General features: G+C 74.4%; 9 protein-coding genes. 3 read left to right on the forward strand and 6 right to left on the reverse strand.

The window, feature by feature from the left end; translation table 11 throughout:
• Nucleotides 1-37: 37 nt before the first annotated feature.
• The gene (locus tag JJI54_RS04825) at nt 38-1,606 is read right to left on the reverse strand and encodes an FAD-dependent oxidoreductase (protein WP_226381372.1); all 1,569 of its coding nucleotides are present in this window, start codon (nt 1,604-1,606) and stop codon (nt 38-40) included.
• On the opposite strand from JJI54_RS04825, the gene JJI54_RS04830 reads away from it, so the two are divergent.
• The 3 genes from JJI54_RS04830 to JJI54_RS04840 all read left to right on the forward strand — a co-directional run bounded on the left by JJI54_RS04830 (nt 1,605) and on the right by JJI54_RS04840 (nt 5,492).
• On the forward strand, nt 1,605-3,488 hold the full coding sequence (locus tag JJI54_RS04830) for a hypothetical protein (RefSeq protein ID WP_203071436.1): 1,884 nt from the start codon (nt 1,605-1,607) through the stop codon (nt 3,486-3,488). The genes JJI54_RS04825 and JJI54_RS04830 overlap by 2 nt on opposite strands.
• Entirely contained in the window at nt 3,485-4,306 is an 822-nt protein-coding gene (locus tag JJI54_RS04835) for a DUF2272 domain-containing protein (protein WP_318987444.1), read from the forward strand. Before JJI54_RS04830 ends, JJI54_RS04835 begins: the two co-directional genes overlap by 4 nt.
• Nucleotides 4,307-4,373: 67 nt before the next feature.
• Complete coding sequence (locus JJI54_RS04840) at nt 4,374-5,492, forward strand: NADH:flavin oxidoreductase/NADH oxidase (protein WP_203071439.1); 1,119 nt, start codon at nt 4,374-4,376, stop codon at nt 5,490-5,492.
• Nucleotides 5,493-5,525: 33 nt separating this feature from the next.
• Here the strand turns inward: JJI54_RS04840 and JJI54_RS04845 are convergent, their stop codons facing one another.
• The 5 genes from JJI54_RS04845 to JJI54_RS04865 all read right to left on the reverse strand — a co-directional run bounded on the left by JJI54_RS04845 (nt 5,526) and on the right by JJI54_RS04865 (nt 12,560).
• A complete protein-coding gene (locus JJI54_RS04845) occupies nt 5,526-6,212 on the reverse strand; it encodes a response regulator transcription factor (RefSeq protein WP_203071441.1) in 687 nt (228 codons plus the stop codon).
• A gap of 125 nt (nt 6,213-6,337) precedes the next feature.
• Complete coding sequence (locus JJI54_RS04850; protein ID WP_203071444.1) at nt 6,338-7,738, reverse strand: NAD(P)H-dependent flavin oxidoreductase; 1,401 nt, start codon at nt 7,736-7,738, stop codon at nt 6,338-6,340.
• 180 nt (nt 7,739-7,918) lie between these two features.
• Nucleotides 7,919-10,171 (reverse strand): polyribonucleotide nucleotidyltransferase, encoded by a 2,253-nt coding sequence (gene pnp, locus JJI54_RS04855; RefSeq protein ID WP_203071446.1) that lies wholly within the window; start codon nt 10,169-10,171, stop codon nt 7,919-7,921.
• 359 nt (nt 10,172-10,530) lie between these two features.
• Nucleotides 10,531-11,760 carry a DUF5666 domain-containing protein gene (locus JJI54_RS32600; RefSeq protein WP_203071447.1) on the reverse strand — a complete coding sequence of 410 codons (1,230 nt, stop codon included), beginning with the start codon at nt 11,758-11,760 and terminating at the stop codon, nt 10,531-10,533.
• Nucleotides 11,757-12,560, reverse strand: a complete 804-nt coding sequence (locus JJI54_RS04865; protein WP_203071449.1) for a DUF6502 family protein — start codon at nt 12,558-12,560, stop codon at nt 11,757-11,759. The genes JJI54_RS32600 and JJI54_RS04865 overlap by 4 nt, the downstream gene beginning before the upstream one ends.
• Between the last annotated feature and the right edge of the window lie 77 nt (nt 12,561-12,637).

Here is a 12,637-nt window from a genome sequence, read left to right on the forward strand (position 1 = left end):
GTCCTCACAGGGGCGTGACGCCTGTGTGAAGGCTTGGTCAGTCATTGTGCAGCGCGAAGGATGCCGGCGCCGATCCTTCCGCGGGCAGCCGCAGGAAGGCGCCCTGGGCGCGGAGCGCCGCCTGGATATCGCCCACCGGCACCGCCCGCGGCGCCACGCCCCGCCCCGCCGCCAGCGCGGCCGCGACGCCGGCCGCCTGGCCGGTCAGCCAGCATTGGGGGATCTCCCGCAGGAAGGAATGGCTGGTGGCATCGCAGGCCAGGTGCCGCCCCGGCGCCAGCAGCCCGTCCAGCGCCACCGGCAGGATGGCGCCATAGGGCACGGAAACCGGCGCGAAGGCCGGCGCCAGGCTGGGGGAGACGCCGATCTCCTCCGCCGAGACCCGGCCATCCCACCAGGCCCGCGTCACCGGCGTGACGCCCGCCAGCCGCCGCGCATGCCGCACGCCGAGCTGGGGCGCGGAGAGCATCGGGAAGGCGCCCTCGAAGCCCGGCGCTTCCGCGCGGTAGCGCGCGAGATGGGCGAACATCAGGCGGTGGGAGATCACCTCCACCGCCGAGAGGTCATCGACCATCACGGCCGAATAGCCCGCGAGCCGCGGCCCCATGAACAGCGCCACGTCGTCCCGCCAGCTGGCGAAGGCCTTGTCGAAGAAGCCGACCGCCTCCTTCCCCCGCCGCATGAACTCGCTGAACTCGCCGGGGCTTTCGGCCCGCCAGGCCAGGTAGCGCGGCATGTCCACGCCGCCCCAGGTCCAGGACGTGTTCATGCAATGGTGGATGTCGCGCTCATCCACGTCGTCGGCGAAGGCCGCGCCGGCGCGGGCATAGAGGTCGCCATCCCCCGTGCCGTCCACGGTGACGCGGGCCAGCACGGCGCGGCGGCCCTGCTTGCTCTCGAAGATCGCGCCGGCCACGGCGCCGTCCCGCAGGATGGGCTCCGCCCCCCAGGCGTGGAACAGCAGCTCCACCCCCGCTTCCGCGCACAGCTCCAGGCTCGCGGCCTTCAGGTGTTCGGGGCAGACGGTCGGGGAATGCGTCACGGTGCCGTGGAAGGCGGCGGTGCGCAGCGCCCACCAGGCGGCGGTCGCGGCATCGCGCGAACCCCAGGCCTCCCGCGGCGGGCCGGCCACCGCATCGGCGGGCAGGCGGGCCAGCAGCTCCTCCGCGAAGCCGCGGATCAGCAGGCTGCCGTCCCAGCCCGTCATCCGGTCGATCCACACGACGAGCCCGCCGGTGGACAGGCCGCCCAGGTGGTTGTGGCGCTCCAGCAGGATGGTGCGGGCGCCGAGCCGCGCGGCCGCCACCGCGGCGGCGGTGCCGGCGGGCCCGCCCCCCACCACCAGCACGTCGCAATCGGCATGCACGGGGATGTCCCGCGCTTCCTCCCGCACCGTCAGGCCGGTGGCGGGCCTGCGCAGCCGCGCGGCGGGGGTGAAGACCTCGGATCGGAAGAAGAGGCGGCCGCCATCATTCGTGCCCATGGCGGCAGGATAGGGCGGATCGGGCCCGGCTTCCCAGCCCGCAGAGCCCGCCTTCCCGTGCCGGTGCGCGGCGCGGTATCCTGGCCTTCCCCAACCGAAGGTGGAGGCCGCCCGGCCCGTCATGCGCAACCTGCTGCACGCCACGGACCGTGACCGCCTGGCCGCCTGGTTCCGCGGCCCGATCGACCGCCTGGTGACGCTGGGCGACCGCCCGCTGCCCGCACTGGCGGAGGGCATCGCCGGCGGCAGCTACTGCGTGGCCCCCGCCAATGCCCGGGCGGCGGAGCTGCTGGCCATGCCGGACATCCACGATGCCGCGCCCGGCCTGGCGGAGGCGGCGATCGACTTCGCCATCGCGATGGAGGACCCGCCCCGGCCCTGCCGCCGCCTCGGCACCCATGGGCTGCTGGTGCAGCGGGACGATCCGCGCGACTTCGTGGTGCTGACGCCCTTCCACGTCTTCACCGGGGACCTCTCCGCCGGGCTGCTGCACCAGCGCCCGCGCGGCCCCATGGCCGGGCTGGTGGCCGTGACGCATAGCGGCAACCTGGTCGAGTTCCAGCAGGGCCGCCACCGGCGCTGCGAGGATGTGGAGGACGCCATCGTCGATTGCGGCCTGCGGCAGGACGGGGACCGGGTGGTGCTGTGGCACGAAAGCCGCGTGATGGGCCGGGCGGGCTGGCTGCGGCCCCGCCCGGTGGAGGCCGGGCGCCTGCGCTACGACTACGCGATCGACGCTGCCTCCCCGCTGCTGCGCGTCACCGTCACCTTCACGGCGGCGGTGGCGCTCCGCCGCGTCTGCGTCACGACCGCCGCCGATGGCCTGTCCGACAGCGGCTTCGCGGAAGGCGCGCTGCAGGCCGCCGGCGCCTGGCGCGCCGTGCCCCCGCCGGCGGCGGCGGGCAACACCGCCTGGGTGGAGGGCAGCCCCGCCGCCCATGTGGCGGTGGCGACCGAGGGCTGGTGGGCGGATGGCCCGGCCCTGCATCTGCGCGCCGCCGACCCCGCCGGGGTGGTGAGCGTCCGCGCCACCGCCCTGAAGCCCGGCCAGCTGCACTGGCTGCTGGTCCGCCACGGCCCGCGGGACCTCGCCGCCGGTGCCTCCCTGGTGGTGCGGGAGGAGCGGTTCCTCGCCATCGGCCTCACGGGGCCGGAAGCGGCCCGGGCCATGGACGGGCAGGCGGGGCCGCCGGGGCTGGACCTGCACCCGCTGCCGCCGCAGGGCGCCACGCTGAACGCCATCGGCACGCATCTGCTCTTCGCGGCCGCCGAGGCCTATCGCAGCCCCGTGGCGGCGGATCGCCAGGCGGCGCTGGCCGCGTGGTTCGACGCCCAGCTGGCCCGGCTGCAGGCCGGCGAGCCGGGGCTGGAGGATCTGGCCCAGGCGGCGCTGGGGGTGGAGGCGCGGCTGCGCCGGGAAGGCCGCCCCGCCCATGCCGCGGCGCTCGGCGACCTGGCCGGCCGGCTGCTGGCGCTGCAGGGGGCGGACGGCGCCTTCCGGGAGCGGGATGGCCGCATCGCCAGCCCGGCCGCCCATGCCCAGGCCCTGCTGGCCCTGGCCCGGGCGCTGCCGCAGCTCGATCCCTCGCGCCTCGCCCCCGCCATCCAGGCCGCCATCGCCGCGGTGCGGCCCGGCACGGTGGCGCTGCTGGCCGGGCCGCGCCACGTGGCCGCGGAGGGGCTGCTGATCGCCGGGACCGCCCGGCAATCCGAGCTCCGCTACGGGGAAGGGGTGGCGCTGATGGCGCGGGCGGCCGGCGCGGTGGTGCTGGCGGCCACGGCCAGCCCGGGCGTGCTGGCGGAGGACACGATCGCGGAGGCGCAGGACCTGCACCACCAGGCCATCGCGCTGCTGCGGCCGCTGGTGCGCCTCAATGCCGGGGTGCTGGAGGTCATGCCCTCCCCCTTCGGCGGCGATCCGGAGCCCACCACCCAGGCCGCCGCGATCCTCGGCCTGATGGCGCCGGACGCGGTCATCCTCGGCCTCGCCGCGACAGCGGCGTGAGGGGGTTCCGCGACGCAGGGCTGGTTGCCTGGCTGGCGCTGGCGCTGCTGGCGGGCTGCGCCGCGCCCCCGCCGCCCCCGGCGCCGCCGCTCTCCTACCCCCCCGCCGCGGCGGATCGCGTGGTGCGCATCGCCGTGGCGGAATGGCGGGACTGGGGAGAGGTGGCGCGGGACGCCTGGACCCCGGCGGAGGAGTCGCCGGCGCGGGAGGCCGATCCCGCCAACTTCCCGCGCGTCATGGCCTATTGGCAGGCGGTGCCGGAGGATCACGGCGCCATCCCGCTGAACCGCCGGCGCTACGCCGCGGCGCTGGCCCGGCAGCCGGAAGGGGCGGCGCTGTGGTCCACCCCCTACTGGTCCGCCGCCTTCATCTCCTGGGTCTTCCGCGCCGCGGGGGTGGATGCGGCGGAGTTTCCGCCCAGCGCCACCCACGCCTTCTACCTCGATGGCCTGCTGGACACCGCCCGCCGCTTCCCGGCCGAGGCGCCCTTCATCCCGCATGCGCCGGAGGATCGCGCCCCCGCGCCCGGGGACCTGCTGTGCTTCGACCGCGGCCCGCAGCCGCTGCGCCACTGGACGGAACGCCTGGCGGAGGCCGGGCGGGCGCGGGCGATGCATTGCGACATCGTGGTCGGGACACCCCCGGGGGAGGTGCGGGCGGTCGGGGGCAATGTCCTCGATGCCGTCACGATGACGCGCTATCCCGCCGGGCCCGATGGGCGGCTGCTGCCGGCGCCGCCCGGGCGGCGGCCGCTGCTGCTGCATGTGGAAAGCCGGCTCGGCCGGCTGCCGCCCTGGTCCCCGCCCGGCGGCGATTGACCCCCGGCGCACCGGCTGTATGCCAGGGGCAAGCCGCCCGCCTCCCGGGCCCCGGAGCATGACCGCCATGACCGACCTCTTCGCCCCCCTCGCGCTGCGCGCCACCACCCTGCCGAACCGCATCGGCATCTCCCCCATGTGCCAGTACTGCGCCGGGCCGGATGGGCGGCCGACCGACTGGCACCTGGCCCACCTGCTGCAGCGCGCCATCGGCGGCGCGGGGATGGTGATGGCGGAAGCCACCGCGGTGACGGCGGATGGCCGCATCACGCCCGGCGACCTCGGCCTGTGGGAGGATGCGCAGATCCCCGCCCATGCGCGCCTCGCCGCCGCCATCGCCCATGCCGGCGCGGTGCCGGCGATCCAGATCGGCCATGCCGGCCGCAAGGCCAGCCGCGCGCCGGCCTGGGACGATGCGCCGGCCGATCCGGGGTGGGAGATCAAGGCCCCCTCCGCTATCCCCATGGGCGCCTTCGCCACGCCGACCATGATGACGGCGGAGGAGATCGAGGCGATGCCGGGCTTCTTCGCCGCGACCGCGAAGCGCGCCGTGGCCGCCGGCTACCGGCTGGTGGAGCTGCACGCCGCCCATGGCTACCTGCTGCACCAGTTCCTCTCCCCCCTCAGCAACACCCGCAACGACCGCTGGGGCGGCGATTTCGAGGGCCGGACCCGCCTGCCGCTGGCGATCGCCAAGGCGGTGCGGGAAGCCGTCGGCGAGGATCTGCCCCTGCTTGTCCGCGTCTCCCACACCGACTGGATCGAGGGCGGCTGGACGACGGAGGAGACGGTGGAACTGGCGAAGCGCCTGAAGGCGGCGGGGATCGACGGGATGGACGTCTCCTCCGGCGGCATCGACCCGAAGCAGAAGATCGTGCTCGGCCCGGGCTACCAGGTGCCGGGGGCGGAGGCGGTGAAGCAGGGCGCGGGCATGGTGGTGGCCGCCGTCGGCCTGATCACGGAGCCCGAGCAGGCGCAGGCGATCGTGGCGGAAGGCCGGGCCGACCTGGTGCTGCTGGCCCGCGCCACGCTGCGCGACCCCTACTGGCCGATGCGCGCCGCGGTGGCGCTGGGCCGCGTCGATGCCGCGCGCACGCCGCCGCAATACGACCGCGCCTGGGGCAGCATCGCCCGCATGGGCATGCGGCGCGAGACGGGCAGCCCCATGGCCCCGCTGGGGGCGTGAGGGGCGCGCCCCGGCCAACCGGGCGCGGTGCCGTCAGGCATCTTCCGGCGTGAAGACATAACCCTGCCCCCGGATGGTGCGGATCAGCCGGGGATGGGCGGGATCGGCCTCGATCTTGCGGCGCAGGCGGGTGATGCGGATGTCGATCGAGCGGTCCAGCGGATCGACATCCTTGCCATGCGCCAGCACGAGCAGCCTTTCGCGGGACAGTACCTCCGCCGGGTGGTCGGCCAGCAGCAGCAGCAGGTCCACCTCCATCGGCGTCAGCGCCACCTCCGCCTGCGCCGCGTCCAGCAGGCGGCGGCTGTCCCGGCACAGGGTGAAGCCCGCGAAGCACAGCCGGTCCGGCCGCTTCGGCGGGGGGGCCGCCGGGGCGGCGCGGCGGCGGAGCTGCAGGCGCAGCCGCGCCAGCAGGCCCCGCAGCGGGAAGGGCTTCGGCAGCAGGTCGTCGGCGCCGGGCAGCGCCGGGCCGCCCAGCAGGATCAGCCCCGGCGAGGGCGACAGCGCGCGCAGCGCCTGCACCAGCGCCGCCGCATCCGCGCCGGGCAGCGGCAGGCCGAGCAGCACCACGTCGAAGGCCGCGCCGGCGAGCCCCGCCCGCAGCGCCGCCGCATCGGCGAAGGCGCGGGTGGCGAAGCCGTGCAGGCGCAGATAGTCGGTGACGAGCAGGCGCAGGCCGCCATCATGTTCCAGCACCGCGATGCTGCTGGCAGTCGGCATGGCCGCTGATGCCCTCCGGATTCCGGCAGGTTAGGCGATGCCGGCCGCCGGGGCGATGGCGGCCGGGCCGGAACGGACCGCCGCCGCCATGAGATACCCGTGAAGCGCCGGCGGCAACGGGGCGCTCAGCGCCCCGTCATGATCCGCTCGACCAGCTGCTTTGCCGTGGGCACGAAGCCGTTGGAGTAGAAGGGGTCGGTGCCGAAGCGGTAGGCGTTGTGGCCGGAGAACATCAGGTTCCGCTCCAGCCGCCCGCCATGCGCGATGTCCTGCAGGGTCTTCTGGATGCAGAAGCTGCGCGGATCGGCCTTCTTGCCGGTGCTGTAGTCCGGCCCGTTCTGCGTCCAGTTGGAGAAGCGGCAATGGGACAGGCAGCCCATGCAATCCGTCTGGTCGTTCAGGATCTCCCGCGCTGCCGCCGGCGTCTCGAACACCAGCGTGTCGTCGGGGGTGCGCAGCGCCTCGGTGAAGCCGGACGCGATGTAGCCTTCCGCCCGCGGCAGGTCGTCCGGCTTCAGGTAGACCAGCCGCTTGCGCGGGCCGATGCCGAGCGGCGCGGTATGCGCCTCCGTCGGCTCGGTCGTGAAGGGCACCTGGCGTTCGCTGCGCGCTTCCAGCTCGTTCAGGAATTCGGTGCGCACGGCGGAGGAGTAGAAGCCGGTCGGGCTGAAGGGCTGCAGCAGGACATCGCCTTCCTTCAGCTGGAGGAGGCGGGTCTTCCACTCCTCGCTGATCGGGCTTTCCTGCGTCAGCAGCGGGCGGGTGCCGAACTGGAAGGCGACGGGGCCCAGCTCCTCGCTGTCGATCCAGTGCTCCCATTCCTCCAGCCACCAGACGCCGCCGGCCATGATGATCGGCACGTCGTGCAGGCCGAATTCGCGCATGGTCTGGCGCAGCTTGAGGACGCGGGGATAGGGATCCTCCGGCCGCTTCGGGTCCTCGCTGTTGGACAGGCCGTTATGGCCGCCGGCCAGCCAGGGGTCCTCATAGACCACGCCGCCCAGCAATTCCCGCTGCTTGTTGTAGGACCGCTTCCACAGCGCGGCGAAGGCGCGGGCGGAGGAGATGATGGGGTAGTAGTGGACGTTGTATTCCCGGGCGAGGTCCGCCAGGCGATAGGGCATGCCGGCGCCGCAGGTGACGCCATGCACCAGGCCCTTGGCGCCTTCCAGCACGCCGCGCGCCACGCGTTCGGCGCCGCCCATCTCCCACAGGATGTTCATGTGGATGCGGCCCTGGCCGCCGGCGCGTTCATGCGCTTCGCGCGCCTGGGCGATGCCGCCGGCGATGCCGTAGGCCACAAGCTCCTCATGCCGCTCGCGCCGCGTGCGGCCGTGGTAGATCTGGCGGATGACGTTGCCGTCCGCGTCGTAGCTGTCGGCGTTCACGGCGGAAAAGGTGCCGACGCCGCCGCCGGAGGCCCAGCCGCCGCAGGTGGCGCCGTTGGACACCGCCACGCCCTTGCCGCCTTCGACCAGCGGCAGGACTTCGACGCCGCCCATGCGGATCGGGTTGATGGCCTTCAAGGCTTTGGGCTCCGGTGACTGTCTCAGACGGTAGGGGGTCACAAACGAACCACGGGGCGTCCCAGAAGACGTCCCGTGGATCGCTAATATGGCGTGTCCCGGCCCGATGCGGGAGGGGGGGCGCAGGATTACCCGAGTGCCGTGGTCGGGGGCGGGGCCGAAGCACCGCCCCCGGCGGCATCAATCGCCGCCGTGCTCGCCACCTTCGCGGCGCGGGCGGAAGCCGCGCTCGCCGCCACGGTCGCGGTCGCGGCGGGGGCCGCGATCGCCACGGTCGCCGCGGTCGCCACCCTCGCCTTCCTCGCGCGGGCGGCGGGCGCCGACCTGCTCGGTGATGTCGGCGCCGGTGGCCTGGTCCACCACGCGCATGGAGAGCTTCACCTTGCCGCGGTCGTCGAAGCCGATGACCTTGACCTTCACCTGGTCGCCTTCCTTGACGACGTCGGTGGTCTTCTGGACGCGCTCATTCGCAAGTTCGGAGATGTGGACCAGGCCGTCCTTGGCGCCGAGGAAGTTCACGAAGGCGCCGAATTCGGCGGTCTTCACGACCTTGCCGTTGTAGATCTTGCCGATCTCCGGCTCCGCCACGATGCCCTGGATCCAGTCGATCGCCTTCTGCGCGGCCTCGACGCTGACGGCGGCGACCTTGATGGTGCCGTCATCCTCGATGTCGATCTTGCAGCCCGTCTGCTCCGTGATCTCGCGGATCACCTTGCCGCCGCTGCCGATGACGTCGCGGATCTTGTCCTTGTTGATGGTGATCACGGTGATGCGGGGCGCGGTGGCCGCCACGTCGCCGCGGGCGCCGGACAGGCCCTTCGCCATCTCGCCCAGGATGTGCAGGCGACCATCCTTCGCCTGGCCGAGGGCGATCTTCATGATGTCGAAGGTGATGGACGTGATCTTGATGTCCATCTGCAGCGCGGTGATGCCCGCCTCGCTGCCCGCCACCTTGAAGTCCATGTCGCCCAGGTGGTCTTCGTCACCCAGGATGTCGGACAGCACGGCGAAGCCGCGGTCTTCCTTGATCAGGCCCATGGCGATGCCGGCGCAGGGGCGCTTCAGCGGCGTGCCGGCATCCATCAGCGCGAGCGAGGTGCCGCAGACCGTCGCCATGGAGGAGGAGCCGTTGGACTCCGTGATCTCGCTGACCACGCGCAGCGTGTAGGGGAACTTCTCCTTCTCCGGCAGCAGCGGGTGGATGGCGCGCCAGGCCAGCTTCCCGTGGCCGATCTCGCGACGGCCCGGGGAGCCCATGCGGCCGGTCTCGTTCACGGAGTACGGAGGAAAATTGTAGTGCAGCATGAAGTTCTCGCGGTACTCGCCCGCGAGGGCGTCGATGATCTGCTCATCCTGGCCGGTGCCCAGCGTCGCCACGCAGAAGGCCTGCGTCTCGCCGCGGGTGAACAGCGCGGAGCCATGGGCGCGGGGCAGGATGCCCACCTCGGCCACGATCGGGCGGACCGTCTTGGTGTCGCGGCCGTCGATGCGCAGGCCCGTATCCAGGATGGCGTTGCGGACCACGTCCGCCTCCAGCTCCTTCAGCAGGCCCTTGGCGGCGCCGGCATCGAGGCCCTCGGCCTCCAGCTGCGCGACCACGGCCTTCTTGGCGGCGGAGACGGCGTTCTGGCGGGCCAGCTTCTCGACGATCTTGTAGGCCTCGGCCATCGGCGCGCGGCCGAGCTCGGCGATGCGGGCCTTCAGCGTCCTGGCGGCCTCGCTCTCCTCCGGCAGGGCCCAGGCGTCCTTGGCGGCCACCTCGGCCAGCTCGATGATGCCCTGGATGACCGGCTGGAAGGACTTGTGGCCGAACTCGACGGCGCCGAGCATCACGTCCTCGGACAGTTCCTGCGCCTCGGACTCCACCATCAGCACGCCTTCGGCGGTGCCGGCGACGACGAGGTCGAGCTGGCTCTGCGCCATCTGCGCCGTGGTCGGGTTCAGGACGTACTGGCCATCGATCCAGGCGACGCGGGCGGCGCCGACCGGGCCGAAGAAGGGGATGCCGGAGAGCGTCAGCGCGGCGGAGCAGCCGACGAGGGCCACGATGTCCGGGTTGTTCTCCAGGTCATGCGACAGGACCGTCGCGATCACCTGCACCTCGTTGCGGAAGCCCTCGGGGAAGAGGGGGCGCAGCGGGCGGTCGATGAGGCGGGAGATCAGCGTCTCGGATTCGGAGGGCCGGCCCTCGCGCTTGAAGAAGCCGCCGGGGATCTTGCCCGCGGCGAAGGCCTTCTCCTGGTAGTTCACGGTCAGCGGGAAGAAGTCCTGGCCGGGCTTCACGCTGCGGGCGCCAACCACGGTGCAGAGCACGATGGTGTCGCCCAGCCGCGCCATCACGGCGCCATCCGCCTGGCGGGCGATCTTCCCGGTCTCCAGCGTCAGCAGCTGGCCGCCCCAGGAGATGTCCTTGCGGAAGTATTTGTCGAACATGCGTCGTCCTTCTCGGCCCCGCCGGATGCGGGGCCACGTCATGACACCGCCCGCGGGGCTTCCCGCGGGCGGCTGAATGCGAGGGAGACGGATGCGCGCGGCGTCGTTCCTGTCCAGTCGGACAGGGATGGTCGGCGACTCGGGCGGCATGGGAAGGCGGAGGGCCCACCGCGTTGTGTGCGCAGTGGGAAGGCCGCCCATGTGGCCGGAGGCGCCGTCATCCTCCCATCCGGGAACGGCCCATCCTCGAAGCATCCGCTGCCATCGCAGCGAAGGCCGGGGCCCCGCCAGGGGACCGGCCCGGGCGGGGCTATGGCATGGACGGGGGCGGAAGGCCAGCGGAAAGGCCCGGGGGCGGCTCAGCGCCCCCCCGGACCGCCCCCGCCGGGGCCGCCACCCGGGCCGCCGCCACCGGGGCCACCAGCACCGGGACCGCCACCACCGGGGCCGGCACCGCCGGGGCCAGCAGCACCGGGGGCGCCGCCGGGGCCACCGCCGCGGCCTGCCCCGCCGGGACCACCCCCGCCGGGACCGGTCCCGGGTGGCGCGGCGCCCGGGCCGGCGCCGGGCGGGGCGGCCGCGGCGCCCCCGGGGCCGGGGCCGGCCGGGCCGCCATCGCCCGCCGACATGGCCGGCGGTTGCATCAGCGCGATGGCGCGGAAGCCGCCATCGGCCTCGCGGGTCGCCTCCACCACCAGGCGGCGGGCCTCCACCAGGCCGGGCAGGCCCGGCCCGGCCGGAAGGCGCGGGCCGGCCGGGCCCAGGCTCAGCCCCCCGGCGCCGCCGGCGACGAAGGCCTCCACCAGCAGGCGGCGGGTCTCCGGCCCGAAGCGCCGCAGCGGATCGGCCAGGGTCAGGTCGGGCTCCACCCCGTCCAGCACCAGCCGGCCGTCGCGCCAGGCGCCGGTGGCGATGAGGGGCTGGCCGAGCGCGATCCCGCCGGCGCCCGCCGCCTCCAGCCGCACCGGGCCGATGCGCAGGCCCGCCCCATCCCGCGCCACCACGCCGCGCAGCAGGGCGCGGCCCGGGGGGGCGGGGTCGATGCGCGTCGCCTCGATGACGCCATCGGGGCGCGGCAGGCCGCTGACGGCCACCCAGCGCCCCGGCGCCCAGTCCTGGCCGCCGCGCAGCGCCGGGGCGAAGGCGATGGGCAGGCCGGCCACCACCAGCCCGTCCGGCCGCAGCGCGGTGACCGGGCCCACCACTTCCTGCCGCACGGCAACCCCTTCCGCGCGCAGCACCGCGCCCTGGCCCGCCGCGCGGATCACCACGACCTGCCCGGCGCGGAGCGGCGCCGCCGGCCCGAAGCCGCCATCGCGGGGCACGGCCTGGCCCTGCGTGTCGTGTTCGACCGCGATGCCGTTGACGCAGATGCTGGCGAAGCCGGTGACGACGCCGATCACGCCCGTGCCGCCGATGCCGCGGTCCCCGCCCGCCAGCGCCGCCGGCCGGCCGGTGCCGCCGATGCCGCGGTCGCCCGCGGCCAGGGGCGGCCCGTCATCCGGCCCGATGCGGCAGGCCGGGTGCGGCGGGGGCGCGGGCGCGCAGGCCGCCGCCGCCAGCAGCAGCGCGAGGGCGAGGCGCCTCATCCCCGCGCCTCCGGCTGCGCTTCGTCCTCGGCATAGAGATAGACGCCAAGGTTGACGCGGCGCGTCGGCGTGCCGGGCGGCGGTTCCGGCTGGCCCTCCAGCATCGACAGCACCTCGCGGTTCACCTCCACCAGCAGGCGCTCCACCGCGGCGCGGCCCAGCGCCTCCATGCGGTCCGCGATCGCGGGCGGCAAGCCGTCATAATGGACCGCGCGTTCCAGGAAGGCGGGCGTCGCGCCCGCCACATTGGCGGTGGCCGCGGCCAGGTGGTCGTGCAGGTTGCGGGCGAAGTAGTGCAGCTGCGCCTCCGTCCCCGGCCGGGGCACGAAGGCCGCTTCCTGCAGCACGGCGCGATCCGCCGCATCCAGCCGCACCACGCCCTGGGCCAGCCAGTCATCCAGCACGGCGCGCGGGCGCACATCCCGCGTCACGGCGCTGACCAGCGCCTCGAAGGAAGGCTGGCCGTCCGGCGCCGTGCGGGGCAGCGGCAGGGGCTGGCCGGCCGCGTCGGTGAAGGCCGGCAGGCCCAGCCAGCGCGCGACGATCTGGCTGCCCAGCGTCACCACCGGCGGCAGGTCCGGCGCATCCGGCGGCTGTTCGCGCAGGCGCCGGATCTCCTTCCGGTGCACGCCCGTCATCAGGCTGAGCCGGCTGTCGGTGCGCGCGGCGGCGGCGGCGATCTCCTCCGCCGCCACCTGCACATAGAGGGCGCGGACAAGGTCGGCGAAGACCGGCCAGGTGAGGCCGGCGCGGATCATCAGCCGCAGCAGCGGGCGCAGCAGCCGGGCGAGGGGCCGCATCAGGGCGGAAGCCGGGGGAGGGGCGGGCAGGTCGGGCAAGGGAGGACCGCTTCGGTGTGCCGCACAGCGTAACACGT

Origin of the sequence: Falsiroseomonas ponticola (assembly GCF_016805305.1) — a bacterium.
GTDB classification, from domain to species: Bacteria; Pseudomonadota; Alphaproteobacteria; order Acetobacterales; family Acetobacteraceae; genus Falsiroseomonas; species Falsiroseomonas ponticola.

What these genes read in the sequence shown, in the direction of transcription:
- JJI54_RS04830 (WP_203071436.1), top strand. Translation starts at nt 1,605, where the DNA reads ATGCGCAACCTGCTGCACGCCACGGACCGTGACCGCCTGGCCGCCTGG.
- JJI54_RS04825 (WP_226381372.1), bottom strand. Translation starts at nt 1,606, where the DNA reads ATGACGGGCCGGGCGGCCTCCACCTTCGGTTGGGGAAGGCCAGGATAC.
- JJI54_RS04840 (WP_203071439.1), top strand. Translation starts at nt 4,374, where the DNA reads ATGACCGACCTCTTCGCCCCCCTCGCGCTGCGCGCCACCACCCTGCCG.
- JJI54_RS04845 (WP_203071441.1), bottom strand. Translation starts at nt 6,212, where the DNA reads ATGCCGACTGCCAGCAGCATCGCGGTGCTGGAACATGATGGCGGCCTG.
- pnp (WP_203071446.1), bottom strand. Translation starts at nt 10,171, where the DNA reads ATGTTCGACAAATACTTCCGCAAGGACATCTCCTGGGGCGGCCAGCTG.
- JJI54_RS32600 (WP_203071447.1), bottom strand. Translation starts at nt 11,760, where the DNA reads ATGAGGCGCCTCGCCCTCGCGCTGCTGCTGGCGGCGGCGGCCTGCGCG.
- JJI54_RS04865 (WP_203071449.1), bottom strand. Translation starts at nt 12,560, where the DNA reads ATGCGGCCCCTCGCCCGGCTGCTGCGCCCGCTGCTGCGGCTGATGATC.